The organism is Streptomyces sp. NPDC026515, assembly GCF_055567595.1.
This window is the reverse complement of sequence record NZ_JBVHQD010000028.1, coordinates 33178-47782: the sequence shown is the minus strand read 5'-3', so window position 1 is coordinate 47782 and position 14605 is coordinate 33178. Positions and strand designations below refer to the sequence as shown.

14 protein-coding genes and 1 pseudogene are annotated in these 14605 nt (G+C 72.2%); 11 read left to right on the top strand and 4 right to left on the bottom strand.

Going from position 1 to position 14605, the window contains the following annotated elements:
• Positions 1 to 14: 14 nt before the first annotated feature.
• The 6 genes from ACZ4O3_RS39120 to ACZ4O3_RS39095 all read left to right on the top strand — a co-directional run bounded on the left by ACZ4O3_RS39120 (position 15) and on the right by ACZ4O3_RS39095 (position 5146).
• A complete protein-coding gene (locus ACZ4O3_RS39120) occupies positions 15 to 1127 on the top strand; it encodes a S1C family serine protease (RefSeq protein WP_467726974.1) in 1113 nt (370 codons plus the stop codon).
• A gap of 41 nt (positions 1128 to 1168) precedes the next feature.
• A complete protein-coding gene (locus tag ACZ4O3_RS39115; protein ID WP_362727281.1) occupies positions 1169 to 1399 on the top strand; it encodes a hypothetical protein in 231 nt (76 codons plus the stop codon).
• A 106-nt stretch (positions 1400 to 1505) separates the two neighbouring features.
• Positions 1506 to 2240: a response regulator transcription factor gene (locus ACZ4O3_RS39110; RefSeq protein ID WP_467726972.1), complete on the top strand. Its 735-nt coding sequence runs from the start codon at positions 1506 to 1508 to the stop codon at positions 2238 to 2240.
• Positions 2237 to 3664: a sensor histidine kinase gene (locus tag ACZ4O3_RS39105; RefSeq protein WP_362727277.1), complete on the top strand. Its 1428-nt coding sequence runs from the start codon at positions 2237 to 2239 to the stop codon at positions 3662 to 3664. The genes ACZ4O3_RS39110 and ACZ4O3_RS39105 overlap by 4 nt, the downstream gene beginning before the upstream one ends.
• Before the next feature lie 94 nt (positions 3665 to 3758).
• On the top strand, positions 3759 to 4469 hold the full coding sequence (locus tag ACZ4O3_RS39100) for a PH domain-containing protein (RefSeq protein WP_467726971.1): 711 nt from the start codon (positions 3759 to 3761) through the stop codon (positions 4467 to 4469).
• A 74-nt stretch (positions 4470 to 4543) separates the two neighbouring features.
• Positions 4544 to 5146: a PH domain-containing protein gene (locus ACZ4O3_RS39095; protein WP_467726969.1), complete on the top strand. Its 603-nt coding sequence runs from the start codon at positions 4544 to 4546 to the stop codon at positions 5144 to 5146.
• Positions 5147 to 5160: 14 nt separating this feature from the next.
• On the opposite strand, the gene ACZ4O3_RS39090 is transcribed toward ACZ4O3_RS39095, so the two are convergent.
• Positions 5161 to 6948, bottom strand: a complete 1788-nt coding sequence (locus tag ACZ4O3_RS39090; RefSeq protein WP_467726967.1) for an ABC transporter ATP-binding protein — start codon at positions 6946 to 6948, stop codon at positions 5161 to 5163.
• 485 nt (positions 6949 to 7433) lie between these two features.
• Positions 7434 to 9230: a bifunctional metallophosphatase/5'-nucleotidase gene (locus ACZ4O3_RS39085; protein WP_467726965.1), complete on the bottom strand. Its 1797-nt coding sequence runs from the start codon at positions 9228 to 9230 to the stop codon at positions 7434 to 7436.
• Positions 9231 to 9398: 168 nt separating this feature from the next.
• On the opposite strand from ACZ4O3_RS39085, the gene mshD reads away from it, so the two are divergent.
• Positions 9399 to 10328, top strand: coding sequence for a mycothiol synthase (gene mshD, locus ACZ4O3_RS39080; protein WP_362721550.1), 930 nt, complete (start codon positions 9399 to 9401; stop codon positions 10326 to 10328).
• A 47-nt stretch (positions 10329 to 10375) separates the two neighbouring features.
• Here the strand turns inward: mshD and ACZ4O3_RS39075 are convergent, their stop codons facing one another.
• Positions 10376 to 10909 (bottom strand): hypothetical protein, encoded by a 534-nt coding sequence (locus ACZ4O3_RS39075; RefSeq protein WP_467727035.1) that lies wholly within the window; start codon positions 10907 to 10909, stop codon positions 10376 to 10378.
• Positions 10910 to 10930: 21 nt separating this feature from the next.
• Positions 10931 to 11394 (bottom strand): annotated as a pseudogene (locus ACZ4O3_RS39070) (RNA polymerase sigma factor); the annotation flags it as partial.
• 112 nt (positions 11395 to 11506) lie between these two features.
• Here ACZ4O3_RS39070 and ACZ4O3_RS39065 point away from each other — a divergent pair.
• The 4 genes from ACZ4O3_RS39065 to ACZ4O3_RS39050 are packed head-to-tail and all read left to right on the top strand — an operon-like array spanning position 11507 to position 14506.
• Positions 11507 to 11935 carry a GntR family transcriptional regulator gene (locus tag ACZ4O3_RS39065; RefSeq protein WP_362721556.1) on the top strand — a complete coding sequence of 143 codons (429 nt, stop codon included), beginning with the start codon at positions 11507 to 11509 and terminating at the stop codon, positions 11933 to 11935.
• Positions 11932 to 12810, top strand: a complete 879-nt coding sequence (locus tag ACZ4O3_RS39060) for an ABC transporter ATP-binding protein (protein ID WP_467726963.1) — start codon at positions 11932 to 11934, stop codon at positions 12808 to 12810. Before ACZ4O3_RS39065 ends, ACZ4O3_RS39060 begins: the two co-directional genes overlap by 4 nt.
• Positions 12807 to 13721 carry an ABC transporter permease gene (locus ACZ4O3_RS39055; RefSeq protein WP_467726961.1) on the top strand — a complete coding sequence of 305 codons (915 nt, stop codon included), beginning with the start codon at positions 12807 to 12809 and terminating at the stop codon, positions 13719 to 13721. The genes ACZ4O3_RS39060 and ACZ4O3_RS39055 overlap by 4 nt, the downstream gene beginning before the upstream one ends.
• Positions 13721 to 14506 (top strand): hypothetical protein, encoded by a 786-nt coding sequence (locus tag ACZ4O3_RS39050; protein ID WP_467726960.1) that lies wholly within the window; start codon positions 13721 to 13723, stop codon positions 14504 to 14506. Before ACZ4O3_RS39055 ends, ACZ4O3_RS39050 begins: the two co-directional genes overlap by 1 nt.
• Positions 14507 to 14605 lie beyond the last annotated feature (99 nt).

The following is a 14605-nucleotide window of genomic DNA, read 5'->3' as shown; positions in this document are numbered from 1 at the left end:
ACAAGCTAAATGTCATGACCGAGAGCCTCCGCCGCAGTGGCGAGTACGAGAACCCCCAGGGTCCCCAGGGTGACGCCTACCAGGGCGCGTACCCCCAGCAGCAGCACGCCTCCGCCCCCGTGAACCCGGAGTGGCCGCCCCCGCCGGCCCACCAGCCGGCCCCGCAGGCCGCCCCCGAGCCGCAGACCGCGCGGTTCCCGGAGTACACGGCGGAGCACCCGGAGCACTCGGTCCACGCCGGGCAGAAGCGCACCCGGGGCCCGATAGCCCTCCTCGCCGCGGTCGCGATCGTCGCGGCGGCCGTCGGCGGCGGCACGGCGTACGCCTTCCAGGAGCTGACCGGCAAGAACGACACCGTCTCCTCCAGCACCTCCACCAACGTGGTGCCCTCCAGCAAGAAGGGTGACGTCGCCACCATCGCCGCCGCCGTCAGCCCGAGCGTCGTCGAGATCACCGCCACCCTCAGCAACGGCACCTCCACCGGTTCCGGCGTCGTCATCAGCAGCAACGGCGAGATCGTCACCAACAACCACGTGATCTCCGGCGCCCAGTCGATCAAGGCGACGACCAGCACCGGCAAGTCCTACACCGCCGAGGTCGTCGGCACCGACAGCGCCAAGGACCTCGCCCTCGTCAAGCTCCAGGGCGCCTCCGGGCTCAAGACCGCCGCCCTCGGCGACTCCGACGGCGTCCAGGTCGGCGACACGGTCGTCGCGATCGGCTCCCCCGAGGGCCTCAGCGGCACCGTCACCAGCGGCATCGTCTCCGCGCTCGACCGGGACGTGACCGTCGCCACCGACGAGGGCCAGGACCAGCAGAGCCAGGGCGGCGGCGACGGCCAGTGGCCGTTCTCCTTCGGCGGCCGGCAGTTCAACGGCGACACGGGCTCGTCCACGACGACCTACAAGGCGATCCAGACCGACGCCTCGCTGAACCCCGGCAACTCCGGCGGCGCGCTGATCGACGCCGGCGGCAACATCATCGGCATCAACTCGGCGATGTACTCGGCCGGTTCGGACTCCTCGTCGTCCTCCTCGGACGAGGGCAGCGTCGGCCTCGGCTTCGCCATCCCGATCAACACCGTCAAGTCCGACCTGGCCAAGCTGCGGGCGGGCTCCACCAGCTGAAGCACGGCACCACGAGCAGACCGAGCGCAAGGGAGTACGTCATGATCAAGCAGATTATGCACCTCACGAGCGGTGACGACCCGGCCGGCTTCGACCTCGCCCTCGAGGTGGCGTACGAACTCAACGCACCGGCCAGGGCCGCGGCGGTGACCGTGGCGCCGCGCGCCCCGGAGATCGTGCCGGCCCCGCAGCTGATGGGCCTGCGCACGTCCGCGGACCGCCCGCACCAGCGGAAGGTGCCGCTGAGCCGGATGACCCTGGTGCGCGGTTAGGGGCGTATCGCCCCACCGGCGTGCATACCCGACAGCCCGGAAACATGCGAGGCTGAGAGGCGCCCCACCCCACCCGGAACCACCACACCCCGAGGAACCGCGAGCGATGAGCCCCGCCGAAGGCGACCGTGACCCCCAGCGCATCCTGATCGTCGACGACGAGCCGGCCGTACGTGAGGCACTCCAGCGCAGCCTCGTCTTCGAGGGGTACGAGACCGAGGTCGCCGTCGACGGAGCGGACGCGCTGGACAAGGCCACGGCCTGCAAGCCGGACCTGATCGTCCTCGACATCCAGATGCCGCGGATGGACGGCATGACCGCCGCCCGCCGCATCCGCGGGGCCGGCGACAGGACCCCGATCCTGATGCTGACGGCCCGCGACACGGTCGGCGACCGGGTCACCGGCCTCGACGCCGGGGCGGACGACTACCTGGTCAAGCCCTTCGAACTCGACGAACTCTTCGCCCGTATCCGTGCTCTCCTGCGCCGCAGCTCCTACGCGGGCACGGTCGCCGAAGGCGGCCAGGAGGACGAGGCGCTCACCTTCGCCGACCTGCGCATGGACCTGGCGACTCGCGAGGTCACCCGGGCCGGACGGCAGGTGGAGCTGACCCGCACGGAGTTCACGCTCCTGGAGATGTTCATGGCCCACCCACGCCAGGTCCTCACCCGCGAGCAGATCCTCAAGGCCGTCTGGGGCTTCGACTTCGAGCCCTCCTCCAACTCCCTCGACGTCTACGTCATGTACCTCCGCCGCAAGACCGAGGCCGGCGGCGAGCCCCGCCTCGTCCACACCGTGCGCGGCGTCGGATACGTCCTGCGCCAGGGTGGCGCCGAGTGACCGGCCTCGCCCGCCGCTTCCGCAACCTCCCGATCCGCGCCCGACTGTCGATGCTGGTCGCGGCGGCGGTGGCGTTCGCGGTGGCGGCGGTGTCGGTGACCTGCTGGTTCATCGTGCAGGGGAAGCTGTACGAGCAGTTGGAGAGCGATCTGCAGAAGCAGCAGCGCGGACCTGTGGTGTTCGACATCCTCAGCCACGCCCTCGCCGACTGCTCCCCCACCCCCCAGGACACGAACAGCTTCCGCACCAACTACGGCCAGGCGGTCACGACAAGTGGCAAGGTCTGTCTGCTGACCGGCTCGACGGGCGCGGTCGAGGTCACCCAGGGCGACAAGGACATCATCAAGTCCGGGGACACCAACACGCTCTACTTCCGCAACGGCACCGACGGGGCCGGAAACGCCGTACGCGTGATGACGCAGGTGTTCCCCACCGATACCGGGTCCTACGTCGGACTGATCGCCGCCGTTCCCCTGAAGAGCACCCAGGACACCCTCAAGGACCTCGCCCTGATCCTCCTTCTCGTCTCCGGTATCGGGGTCATCGGTGCCGGAGCCGCGGGCCTGGCTGTCGCCCGCGCCGGTCTACGCCCCGTCGACGAACTCACCGAGGCCGTCGAACACGTCGCCCGTACCGAGGACCTGAGCATCCGCATCCCGGTGGAGGAGGAGTCGGACGACGAGATCGCCCGGCTGTCCCGGTCGTTCAACAGCATGACCACCTCCCTGGCGAGCTCCCGCGAACTCCAGCGGCAGCTCATCGCCGACGCCGGCCACGAACTGCGCACCCCCCTGACCTCCCTCCGCACGAACATAGAGCTCCTCACCCGCAGCGAGGAGACGGGCCGCCCGATCCCCCCGGCGGACCGCAGGGCGCTGCTGTCCTCGGTGAAGGCGCAGATGACGGAGCTGGCGTCGCTGATCGGCGATCTCCAGGAGCTGTCCCGCTCGGAGGGCCAGCGCGGCGAACGCGTGCAGGTGGTCGCCCTCCAGGACACGATCGAGGCGGCCCTGCGCCGCGCCCGTCTGCGCGGCCCGGAACTGAAGATCACGGCGGACGTCCGGCCGTGGTTCGTGCGCGCCGAACCCTCCGCGCTGGAGCGGGCGATCGTCAACATCCTCGACAACGCCGTGAAGTTCAGCCCCGAGGGCGGCACGATCGACGTCGTCCTCGACCACGGCGTCCTCACGGTCCGCGACCACGGCCCGGGCATCCCCGCGGACGAACTCCCCCACGTCTTCGACCGCTTCTGGCGCAGCCCGAGCGCACGCGCCCTGCCGGGCTCCGGCCTCGGCCTGTCCATCGTGGCCCGCACGGTCCAGCAGGCCGGCGGCGAGGTCACCCTGGCCCACGCGTCCGGCGGCGGCACGGTGGCGACCGTACGGCTGCCGGGAGCGTCCACGCCTCCGCCCGAGACCGCGTAGCCGCCTCCTGACCTGCCTGAAGACGCCGCATCGAGGCGGCCTATCCTCTCCCCAGTCGCGCACCCGTCCGGTGCGCGCGGGGAGGGGTTCGGGCGTGGGCGAGGGTGAGTTCGAGCGGGAGTACCGCAAGCGGCGAAGACCGCCGGGAGCGTATCTGCTCCTGCTCGGGGTGGTGCTGCTCAACGCGCTCTTCCAGGCCGGCCGTCCCCATGGCGAGGGCGGGTACCGGTGGGGGCCGCCGGTCATGATCGTGCTGATCATCGTGACCCTGGTGCGGGTCCTGCTGGAGCAGTACCGGGCGTACACCAGGGTCACCAGCGCCGGGATCACCGCGCGGCGGCCCCTGCGGACCCGCACCTGGGCCTGGTCCGAGGTGTACGACATCCGGGTCGAGCCACTCCCGCGGGGCTCCGGCCGGCAGGGTCCCCGGTGGTTCACCTACCTGTACGACTACGACGGACGCCGCTTCCTGCTCCCGCACCTCGACGACTGGCAACTGCCCGACCCCTACGCCGAGGTCTCGGAGCTGTGCCTGACGGCGGACCCGGAGCGCAGCCTCAGCTGGGGACGGCGCCCGGACGTCGAGGAGCGGATCCGGCGCGGGGCCCTGCGCCGCAGGGCACGGCTGTGGGGCGGGTACGGAGCCGTCGCCATGATGGTGGTGATGTTCGTGGTCAGCCTGGCGCTGGTGTTCGCGGACCGGGCCGACCACCCCTTCCTGCTGATCGTGTGCGTGCCGGTGGTCTCGGGCGTCGCGCTGAGCGCCGTACTCCAGTGGTACTGGACCGTCCGACCGCGCAACTGACGTCACAGTGCATGGTCTTATCCTCTCCTCAGCCGCGCACCAGTTCGGTGCGGGCCCGGATGAGGGGGGCCTCGATGGGGGAGGCGACAGGCGTGGAGCGCGTGTACCGGAGACGCCGCAGGCTGCCGGGGCGGTACTTCCTGGTGGTGGGCGCGGTGATGGGGGGAGCGTTCCTACGGCTCTACACGGACGACACCGGGCTGCGCAGATGGGGCGCGCTCGGGTTCGGGCTGCTGTTCCTGGTGATCCTCGTCATGGTCCCGCTGAACCAGTACCGGGCACACACCCGGATCACGGCCCAGGGCGTCACCGCGCAGTGGGCCCTGCGCGCGCGGACCTGGGCGTGGCGGGAGGTGTACGGCATCCGGGTCGAGCGCGTCCCGGGCGGCGGCTCCGGGGTGACGTATCCGGACTGGGTCGTCTTCCTGTACGACTTCGACGGCCGCCGGTTCCCGCTGCCGCAGCTCAACAACTGGCAGCTGGACGACCCGTACGCCGAGATCACCGACATCTGCCTGACCGCGGTCCCCTACCGCGGCTTCGACTGGGAGCTGCGTCCGGCCGTCGAGGAGCAGATCGTGCGGCGGATCGCCCGGCGCAAGACGTGGTCGGTGGTGGTGGGCCTGGCGGTGGCGGTGGCGATCGTGGTGGCCGTCGTCGCCGTCGTCACCCTCTGAACCACCGCGCGCCGCTACCACCTGAGGATCAGCGTCTCGTCGGGCACCGGCGCCGGTGCCGCCGCGGTCGTCTCCGGGAGGGGACGGGCCAGGGCGGCGTAGGCGCCGCCCCGGGCGAGGAGTTCGGTGTGCGTGCCCGCCTCCACCAGGCGGCCGGCGTCGACGACCAGGACGCGGTCGGCGTCGGGGGCGAGGGTGAGGTCGTGCGTGATCACGATGGCCGTACGGCCCGCCATCAGCCTGCGCAGCGGGGCCACCACCTGGCGGGCGGCGATCGCGTCCAGGCCGGCCGTCGGCTCGTCGAGGACGAGGACCGGGGCGGCGCGCAGCATCGCGCGGGCGATGGCGATCCGCTGGAGCTGGCCGCCGGAGAGGGCGGCCGTGCCGGGGGCGATGCGGGTGTCGTAGCCCTCGGGGAGGGCGGCGACGAAGTCGTGGGCGGCGGCGGCGCGGGCCGCCTGCTCGATGTCCCCGTCCGTGGCGCCGGGGCGGCCGCACCCGATGTTCTCGCGGACGGTGCCGTTGAGGATCAGGGTCTGCTGCGGGAGCAGGGCCACGTTCTCGCGGAGGAACGCCAGGGGTATCTCCGGAAGCGGGACGCCGTCCAGGCGGATCACGCCGGCCGAGGGGTCGTAGAAACGGGTGAGGAGCTTGGAGAGGGTGGACTTGCCGGCGCCGCTCCTGCCGGTGACCAGGACCAGTTCGCCGGGTCCGGCCGCGAGGTCGATGTCGCGAAGGGAGGCGCGGCGGGCGCCCGGGTAGCGGAAGGAAACGCCGTGGAAGCTGACCCAGCCGCGCACCGGCCAGGGGCCGGCCGGACGGACGGGGTCGGTGACGGCGGGCTCGGCGTCCAGGATCTCGCCGATGCGTTCCGCGCCCGCGGTGGCCGCGGTGAGGGTGAGGCCGAGCCGGCCGAGGCTGCGGACCGGCGGGTAGAGGTAGCCGAGGAAGGCGGCGAAGGCCAGCAACTGGCCGAGGGTCATACGGCCGGCGGAGATCTCCCAGACGCCCAGCCCGATGACGGCGAGGACGCACAGGGTCTCGACGACCTCGACGAACTGCGCGTACATCTCGCTGAGCCGGGCGCCGCGCACGCTCGCCCGCATCCAGGCGCGAGCCTCGGCGTCCAGGCGCTTCTCCTCGTCCCGGTGCCGGTTGTACGCCTGGGTGAGGACGATGTTGCCGAGGGACTCCTCGACCACGGAGGTGATCGCGCCGTCGGCGGTCCGCTCGTCCTTGGCTGCCTTCCCTATCCGGCCGGAGAAGCGGCGGGCGGCGAGCAGGAACAGGGGCGCGAGGACGAAGGTGACCAGGGCCAGGTCCCAGCGCAGCCGGCAGGCGGCGGCCGCGTAGAAGACGGCGGAGAACGCGGCGGCGACGGTGCCGACGGCCCCGGACACGACCATCTGCTCGATGGCCTCGACGTCACCGGTGAGGCGCTCCACCAGGTCGCCCCGGCGGTGCTCCTGGAAGAAGTGCGGGGGCAGGCCCTGGAGGTGCCGGAAGACCTTGGCGCGCAGCCGCAGGACGAATCTCTCGGCGGTCCAGGTGGCCAGCGAGTTGCCGAGGTAGCCGACGAACGCGCCGAGTGCGGCGACGCCGAGCCAGGCGCCGGCCGGTCCCCAGAAGGCGGACAGGGAACCGGCCGCCAGGGCGTTGTCGGTGAGGTCGGCGAAGAGCAGGATCGCGGCGGTCTCGGCGAGCGCGGCCACCACCACGCAGGCGATGATCGCGCCGAGCCACCCGCGGTCACCGCGGGTCAGCGGCCAGAAGCGGCGGAAGGCCACCCGGGCTTCTCTCATGGTCGACGACTCCCTTCTGTCATCCGTCCGGGCCCGGACATGGCCGAGGCGGGGCCTCCGGCACGACCGTGCTCAACCGGTGACCCCGCCTCGCCGCAGGCCTGTGAATTGCTTTTAATTACGCCTGTAAATTCCTTGTCAGCAATTGTCGCCGACGGGGCGACGCTTCGGTTCCGGCCTCTTCGGCGCGAGCTTCCTCGGGGCCGGAGCGGGCTTGTGGTGCTTCTTGACAGGGGCGATCTTGTGGAAGCTCATGGTGTTCTCCTTCGTTGTGTCGTCTGCGCCGTTCGCTTTCGACCTGGAAAACATTACGTGCCCCACGGGCCGAAGAAAGCCATTTTCACTTAGACCTCAATGAATTACGGCTGAGATTAATTTTCAGAAGCAATGTGGAACCAAACACCGTCTCACACAGGTTTTACCGAACAGAACGGGCCCGGTGCGCGCGGGGTGCGCACACCGGGCCCGTACGGATGCCGGGGGGGTTACTGCACGATCGTGATCCGGTCCGTGGCCGGCGGCGCGAGCGGAGCCGCGGCCGAGGAGCCGGCCGTCAGGTAGTCCGCCAGGGCCGACAGGTCGTCGGTGCCGACGACGTCGCCGGTTCCCTGGCCGAGGGTGGTGAAGCCGTCGCCGCCGCCCGCGAGGAAGGAGTTGGTGGCGACGCGGTAGGTGGCCGCCGGGTCGATGGCGGTGCCGTTCAGCTTCACGGAGCCGGTGACCACACGGTCCGCGCCCGTCTTCGTCAGGTCCAGGGTGTAGGTGAGGCCCTTCGACGGCAGCAGGATCTTCGGCGCGGCCGCGTTGCCGCCGCTCACCTGCTCCTTGAGCACCTGGATGACCTGCGCCCCGGTGAAGTCCTGGAGGTTGACGGTGTTGGCGAACGGCTGGACCGTGAAGCCCTCAGCGTAGGTCACCACGCCGTCGCCCTCGGTCCCCTTGGCCGCATAGGTCAGTCCGGCCCGCACCCCGCCCGGGTTCATCAGCGCCAGATCCGTCTCCGGGTCCAGCTTCCTGCCGTACGCCAGTTGCGCGTCGGCGATCAGGTCGCCCATCGGGGACTCGGTGCCGGTGCTGTTGACGTCGGCGGAGATGTGGCCGATGGCGCGGTTGCCGATCGGGGCGGCGAGGGTGTTCCACTTCCCGATCAGCGCGGTCATGTCGGGCGCCTTGGCGACGTCCCGGGTGACCACGTGGTTGGCCGACTTCACGGCCGTGCGCGCGATGTCGCCGGTACGGCGGTCGTAGGTCAGCGTGGTGTCGGTGTAGAGGCGCCCGAAGGAGGCGGCGGACGTGACCATGCGGGGGTTGCCCGCCGGGTCGTCGACCGTGCAGACGTACGCGGTGTGGGTGTGGCCGGTGACCAGCGCGTCCACGGCCGGCGACACGTTCTTCGCGATGTCGACGATCGGGCCGGAGATGCCGCTGCCGGCGCCCGGCGCGTCACAGTCGTAGTTGTAGCTGGACGAAGCGGGGAAACCGCCCTCGTGCACCAGTGCCACGATCGACTGGACGCCCTGGCGCTGGAGCACCTTGGCGTACTTGTTGATCGTCTCGACCTCGTCCTTGAAGGCCAGCCCCTTGACACCGTCGGCGGAGACGATGCCCGGCGTGCCCTCCAGGGTGACGCCGATGAAGCCGATCCTGACGTCCTTCTTCTTCCAGACCCAGTACGGCTTCAGGATCGGCTTGTCGGTCCTGTCGTCGAGGACGTTGGCGGCCAGGTAGGGGAAGTCGGCGCCCTTGAACCTCTTGTCCGTGTAGCAGCCGTCGGTGGGGTGGCAGCCGCCGTTCTGCAGCCGCGCGAGTTCCCTGGCGCCCTCGTCGAACTCGTGGTTGCCGACCGTCGTCACGTCCAGGTCGAGCTTGTTGAGCGCCTCGATGGTGGGCTCGTCGTGGAAGAGCCCGGAGATCAGCGGGGAGGCGCCGACCATGTCACCGCCGGCGGCCGTGACCGAGTACGGGTTGCCCTTGCGGGCCTCGCGCAGGTGCGTGGCGAGGTACTCCACACCGCCCGCGTCGATCGTCTTCGTCGTCCCGTCGGCCTGGGTCTCGGTCACCCGGCCCGACGAGCCCGACGGCGGTTCCAGGTTGCCGTGCAGGTCGTTGAAGGAGAGCAGTTGGACGTCCTGGTAGCGGCTGGGGCCGTGGTGCCCGTGTCCCTTGCCGGAGTGCGCGTCGGCGGGCAGCGCGCTCGCCAGGGCTGCGACGGTGGCGAGCCCGGCGGCCGACGCGAGCAGCGCGTACGTACGCCCTCTGGACGGTCTGGACTTCGCTTGCATGGAACCCCCCTGTGGGTCTGCTGAGAAGTGGCCCGGTCCGGCGCAGCCTAGGGTCAACGCGCGTAGCACAACAGGGGGTTCATGGTTACATCTTGGTTGCCGGTTGCCCTGCCCTTTACCCTCCCCGGTGTCGCCACTTTGCCGGTCCGGCCCCGTACCCTCGTACGCATGACCAGCGACGACACCGCACGGCCGCCCATGCACTCCCGTTCCATCGACACCTACTCCGCGCTCACCCCGGACCAGGCCGAGGCCGTGCTGGGGCTGCTGGTGGAGGCGGCCCGGTCCGACGGCCAGCAGCCGGTGTCCGAGCAGGGCCGTATCCAGATCCGCGGCGGCGCCCGCGAGGGCGTCTCCCATCTGCTGCTGACCGTCGGCGGCGAACTCGTCGGCTACGCCCAACTGGAGGACACCGACCCGGTGGAGGCGCCGGCCGCGGAACTCGTCGTCCATCCCGCCCACCGGGGCCACGGCCACGGCCGCGCGCTCGGCTCCGCCCTCCTCGCGGCCTCCGGCAAGCGGCTGCGCGTGTGGGCCCACGGCGGCCACTCGGCGGCCCGCCATCTCGCCCAGGTGCTCGGCCTCACCCTGTTCCGCGAACTGCGTCAGATGCGACGCCCGCTGACCGGCCTTGACCTGCCCGACCCGAAGCTCCCCGAGGGCGTGACGGTCCGGACGTTCGTGCCCGGCCAGGACGACAGCGCCTGGCTCGCCCTGAACGCGGCCGCCTTCGCCCACCACCCCGAACAGGGCTCGCTCACCCAGCGCGACCTGGACGACCGCAGGTCCCAGCCCTGGTTCGACCCGGCGGGCTTCTTCCTGGCGGAGCGGGACGGCGAGTTGCTCGGCTTCCACTGGACGAAGGTGCACGACCAGGAACTCCTGGGCGAGGTCTACGTCCTCGGCGTCTCCCCCACCGCGCAGGGCGGCGGACTCGGCAAGTCCCTCACCACGATCGGCCTGCGCCACCTCGCGGACCGGGGCCTGCCGACGGCGATGCTCTACGTCGACGCCGACAACACGGCCGCGGTGGCGGTGTACGAACGCCTCGGCTTCACCACCCACGAGACGGACCTGATGTACCGCACGGAGACGTGAGGACCGTCGGCCGGTCGGGAGGGCTCGCCGCCGCCACGGCTCCGCCGTCAGCCGTTCCCGCAGTCGTTCTTGCCCTGCGGGACCGGCACGCCCAGCAGCCGGGCCGCCTCCGCCGCGGTCGTCCGTGACGGGGTCAGCTCGGGCCAGTGGGCCTTCACCCGGGCCGCGATCGTGTCGTGCGGAGCCCGGAACAGGCTCCGTACGACCTCGGCGACCTGTGCCGAGACGCCCATGCCGCCGCCGTCCGGGGTGAGGACCGCCGCCGGGCCGGTAAGGCTGTCGTCGCTGCGGAGCCGGCGGAAGGTGGCCTCCGGGGTGGCGTCGGCGAGCCACATCGTCGTGACCCCGCGGGCGTCGCACAGGTCGAGGGCCGCCGCCTCGTCGCCCGTCACCAGGACCCGGGCGACACCGACGGCGAACTCGAGGACCCGGTTGCCGCCCCACTGGGTGCCGACGGTGACCGTGTCCCGGGCCGAACCGGTCGTCAGGGCGCCGTCCGTGGTCAGGTCGGTGATCTCCTGGATGCGCTGGCGGACGGTGAGCCGGGCCGTGGCCGCCGCGCCGCCCGCCTCGGCCCGCACCCGGCGCTCCACCCCCGCCCAGCCGGCCGTCCAGCCGAGCAGGACCGCCGCCCCCGGGTGGTCAGCCCGTCGATCACCGTCGCCTGGAGCACCGCCCGCAGCTCCGGCGAGAACCTGACCAGGGCCCCGGCGAGGTCCCCGTGCTCCACCCCCGCGAGCACGCGTTCCTCCGCCGAGGCCTCGTCCCGGTGCCGCAGCCGGCCCCGGGCTCCGTCACCGCGCAGCGCGTCGACCAGCCGCCGTGACCCGATCCGCCACAGCCACCCGGCGGCGTCGCCCTCCGCGTGGTAGCGGGCCGTTCCCCGCCACACCGCGAGGAACGTCTCCTGCGCGACGTCGTCGACGACCGCCGGATCGGCGCACCGGCCGCGCAGCCGCGCGGTCAGCCACGGCGCGTACCGCCGGTACAGCTCCTCGAAGGCGCGCCGGTCCGAGTCCGCGGCGACCGCCCGCAGCAGTTCCCCGTCGCTTCTCGTTCCGCTCACGTCTCCTCATCGCACGAGCCCCGCCGACCGGTTCACAGAGGCCCGCCTTGACTTTCCCGGCAGCCTTCCACCACCCTTTCACTACTCAATTAGTGAAAGGGTGGTTGTACGGGTGGTCGAGTACCGCATCGACCGGCGCTCCGGCGTCGCCACCTACGTCCAGATCGTCCAGCAGACCAAGCAGGCGCTCCGGCTCGGTCACATACAGCCGGGGGACAGGCTGCCGACCGCGCGCGAGGTGGTCGAGGCCACGGCCATCAACCCCAACACGGTCCTCAAGGCCTACCGGGAGCTGGAGCGGGAGGGCCTGGTGGAGGCCCGGCGCGGCCTGGGCACGTTCGTGAAGCGCGCCCTGGGCACCGCGTCGGCCGAGTCCCCGCTGCACGGGGAGCTGGACGTCTGGGCCGTGCGGGCCCGGGAGTCCGGCCTGGACCGGGACGACGTGGCCGCGCTCTTCACCGCCGTACTGGAGAAGCACTTCGCCGCAGTGGAGAAGGACTTCGGCGTGCACGAGAAGCACTTCCAAGGAGAGAGTTCATGACCGAGACCGCGATAGCGGCCACCGCGCTCGGCAAGCGGTTCGGCCGGCGCGGGGGCTGGGCGCTGCGCGACTGCGGCTTCCGGCTGCCGACCGGCCGCGTGTGTGCCGTCGTAGGCCCAAACGGGGCGGGCAAATCCACCCTCCTCGCCCTCGCCGCCGGTCTGCTGGGCCCGAACGAGGGCGAGCTGACCGTCCTCGGCACCACCCCGGCCGAGGCACGCAGCCGGGTCGGATACCTCGCCCAGGACAAGCCGCTGTATCCGCAGCTCACCATCGCCGAGACGCTCCGGATGGGCGCCGGTCTCAACCCGGACCGCTGGGACGCGGCCGCCGCCGAGCACGTCGTGGCCGGCGGCGACCTGGACCCCAGGTCCCGGGTCCGCTCCCTCTCCGGCGGCCAGCGCACCCGGGTCGCGCTCGCCCTCGCGCTCGGCAAGCGGCCCGAACTGCTGCTCCTGGACGAGCCGATGGCCGACCTGGACCCGCTGGCCCGGCACGAACTGATGGGCCTGCTCATGGTGGAGGCCGCCCAGCACGGCACCACCATCGCGATGTCCTCGCACGTGGTCGCCGAGCTGGAGGACTCCTGCGACCACCTGCTGCTGATCGGCGGCGGCCGGGTCAGGCTGGCCGGCGAGATCGACGACCTGCTCGCCGCGCACGCCCGGGTCACCGCCCCCGCCGGCGCCGGCCTCGCCCCGCACACCGTCGTGGACTCCCGGACCACCGGGCGGCAGCTCAGCGCCATGATCCGCCCCGCGGGCCCGGTGCCCGCCGACTGGCGCACGGACGCGCCCTCCCTGGAGGAGCTGGTCCTCGCCCACCTCCGCAACCCCGAGGCCCCGGCCCTGACCGCGGTGGAGGCTGCCGCATGACCGCCCTGACCACCGCGACCGCACCCGCGCCTGCCTCCCGGGCCCACCTCGCCCGCTGGCTGCTGCGCCTGCACCGCCCGGCGCTGTACGTCTGGTCGGGCCTGGTCCTGGCCCTCACCGTCCTGCTCCTCCTCCTGCACGGTCCACTGACCGACGCCGCGGCCGACGCCTGGCGCCACTACGACGCCTGCACGGGAACGGGGCCGTGCAGGTACGACCAGAAAGCGATCCTGCGCTACAAGGACTGGTACAACTACGCCACCCTGACCGTGGCCGCGGTCCCCCTCCTGGCCGCCGGCTGGGCCGGTGGCGCGTTCGGCAAGGAGCTGGAGTCCGGCACCGCCCGGCTGGCCTGGACCCAGTCCAGCACCCCCGTGCGCTGGCTGGCCGTGCGGCTCGCGGTACCGGCCGCGGCCGTCGCCGCCGGGACCGCGCTGCTGGTCTGGCTGCACCACCTGGCCTGGGCCGCGGGCCACGACCGGATCGACAGCCCCAAGGAGTGGTACGACGTCTGGACGTTCTACGCCAACGGACCGACCCTCGTCGCCCTGGTCCTGTGCGGTCTGGCCGCGGGCGCGCTGACCGGCCTGCTCTCCCGCCGCGCCCTGCCCGGCCTCGGTCTCGGCCTGCTCCTCACCGGCGCTCTCTGGGCCGCCGTCCAGCTGCTCATGCCCCACCTGTGGCCGTGGCGGACCCGTACCGGACAGGCCCTCTTCGACCTGCCCCACACCACCTGGACCTGGCGGTCGGGCACGCTCGCCCACGACGTCCCCTACGGCGACTACCACCCGGCCTCGCACCAGTGGCCGCTCCAGCTGACCACCACCGCCGTGCTCCTCGCCGTGGCGGCCCTGCTGACCCTGGGCTGCTTCCTCGCGCTGCGCCGCCTGACCGGAAGGACGACCGCCTGATGACCGCCCTGTCCGCCGCCCCCGCTCCCGGTCCCGCGGGCGCCCGGCGCTCCCTGCGGCGGCTGCACCGCCCGGCGCTGCTCGTGTGGACCGCCTTCGGACTGCTCGTCACGGGCTGGCTGCTCTGGCTGCACTTCTCCCGGGTGCCCGCCGAGCGGGCCTGCCAGGGCTTCCACTACTCCGCCGACGGCGACCTCCCCGCCTGCGGCTACTCGGCGTTCACGGACGCCGACAACGTCTTCGACTTCCTCGGCGAGGCCCTCGGCTGGTCCTGCGTAGCGGTCGCCGCCTGGGCGGGCGCCGCGCTGACCGGCCGGGAACTGGAGTCGGGCACCGCCAGACTGGCCTGGACCCAGTCGGTCTCCCCGGCCCGCTGGCTGGCCGGGAAGCTGATCGCGGCCGCCGTACCGCTGCTCGCCGGCGGCGGCGTGCTGGCGCTGGCCTTCGGCTGGGTGTGGACCTCGGACCAGGGCGCCCTGGTCACGAACTGGACCTGGGACCGGGTCTTCATCCCGCGCGGCCCGCTGCTGCCGGCCCTGCTGCTGCTCGGCCTCGCCGTCGGCACGCTCGCCGGGATCGCGCTGCGCCGCGCCCTGCCCGCGCTGGCCGTGGCCGCCGCCGTGACCCTGGTGATCAGGCTCTGCCTGCGCACGGCGTGGCAGCCCCTGCACGGCCCCCTGCACGGTTTCTGGGCCGTCCACCTCGCGGCCACCGCCATGGTGCTCGTCCTCGCCGCGGCGGCGTTCACCGGCGCGTTCTCCCTCTTGCGTCACCGGGCCCGCTGAGGGACCGTCGGATCCGTGCGTCCCCCCGTCGGCGGAAGGGCGCACGGGTTCCGTGGGAAGGTCGTACACGAACGTCGCTTTCGCGATCCCCACGGGCGC